Genomic DNA, 1,717 nt, shown 5'->3' with positions numbered 1-1,717 from the left:
GCGATGTCGGTGACGCCCCACGGGTTCGCGAAGCGTCCGGTGAAGGTGCGGGGTCGACGCCGTCGGGCACGGGGGCGCCGGGTGCGTCGTCGGCCGCGGCGCGGTCGAGGAGGTCGATGATCGCGGTGGCGATGAGCGTCGCGGGTCCGGCGGCGGCGCTGGTGAGCACCGACACGACGAGCCCGGACGCCGGGTAATAAATTGGCATTGACAATGTGCACGCTGTTGAGTTCTCAAGGACCAGACGCACTCCCCACTCCGTCCGCAGTTCAGCGGGCATCGTCAGAGAGGCTGGTTGGTTGCCCGGGCGAGACTCGGAGGCGACCGTTCCGGCCGTTCCGTTCTCCGCCTCAGCGGCAACGAGTGATTACTTTACGCAGAGGTGAACAGGAGCGCCAACACGGGTCGCATCCCGGGCGTGTCGTACCCCGACTTCCCCGGAACCACGCGGAAGTCGGGGTACTCGAGCCGCGCCCGCGGCTGCCGGGGCGCCCCCGGGAACGACGGAAGGCTCCCCACCGGCACGGCCGAGCCGCCGCTGGCGCGTCGCCTCGGAACCGGCGGCGTGGGCCCAGGTGCGAACCTGCACCGTGCCTCCAGGCAGACCTGCCCAGCCGTCTACTCAGCCGCAGCCAACTGGCCGCACGCCCCGTCGATCTCCTTGCCGCGGGTGTCGCGGAGGGTCGTCGGGATGCCGGCGGCGTTGAGCCGACGCACGAACTCGTCCTGCACGTGCGGCTCGGACGACGTCCACACGGAGCCGGGCGTCGGGTTGAGCGGGATCGGGTTCACGTGCACCCATCCCCGCCCGCGAGCGTTGAGCTTCTCGGCGAGCAGGTCGGCACGCCAGGCGTGGTCGTTCATGTCCTTGATGAGCGCGTACTCGATCGAGACCCGCCGGCCGGTCTTCGCGTAGTACTCGTACGCGGCGTCGATGGCCTCGTCGGCCTTCCACCGCGAGTTCACCGGGATGAGCTCGTCACGGAGCTCGTCGTCGGGCGCGTGCAACGACAGCGCGAACGTGATCGGGATGTTCTCGTCGGCGAGCTTCTTGATCGCGGGGACGAGTCCGACGGTCGACACCGTGATGCCTCGGGCGCTCATGCCGAGGCCGTTCGGCTGCGGCGCGACCATGGTCCGGACGGCGTCCATCACCCGCTTGTAGTTCGCCAGCGGCTCCCCCATGCCCATGAACACGATGTTCGTCACACGTTCGGCGTCGACGCGGTCCTGCCCGCCCTTCCGCGGGTCACCTCCGAGTTCCCCTGCGGCGATCGCGGCGTTCGCCCGGACGATCTGCTCGATGATCTCGGCGGTCGACATGTTCCGGGTCAGCCCGGCCTGCCCCGTCGCGCAGAACGGGCAGTTCATGCCGCACCCGGCCTGGGACGAGACGCACAGGGTGATGCGGCCGGGGTACCGCATGAGCACCGACTCGACCAGGGCGCCGTCGTGCAGCTTCCAGAGGAACTTGATCGTGTCGCCGTTGTCCGTCGCGAGCCGCCGGGTCTCGGTGAGGAGCGGCGGGAGCATGCCCGCCACGAGTTCCTCCCGCTGAGCGGCCGGCAGGTCGGTCATCCGCGCCGGATCGGACGTGTGGTGCGTGAAGTAGTGCGTCGACAGCTGCTTGGCACGGAAGCCGGGCAGGCCGAGCTCCTTGACCTTCTCGACGCGCTCCTCGACCGTGAGGTCGGCCAGGTGCACGGGCGGCTGCCCC

At 69.8% G+C, this 1,717-nt stretch carries 2 protein-coding genes; both read right to left on the bottom strand.

The window, feature by feature from the left end:
- On the bottom strand, positions 1 to 208 hold a 208-nt coding region (locus tag I59_RS21810), incomplete at its 3' end, for a hypothetical protein (protein WP_222834981.1).
- 410 nt (positions 209 to 618) lie between these two features.
- On the bottom strand, positions 619 to 1,717 hold a 1,099-nt coding region (gene rlmN, locus I59_RS02470; RefSeq protein WP_022902524.1), incomplete at its 5' end, for a 23S rRNA (adenine(2503)-C(2))-methyltransferase RlmN.

Source organism: Curtobacterium sp. B8 (assembly GCF_000333315.1).
Classification (GTDB): domain Bacteria; phylum Actinomycetota; class Actinomycetes; order Actinomycetales; family Microbacteriaceae; genus Curtobacterium; species Curtobacterium luteum.
Note: the sequence above shows the minus strand (reverse complement) of the source record. Positions and strands in the feature narration are given on the sequence as shown.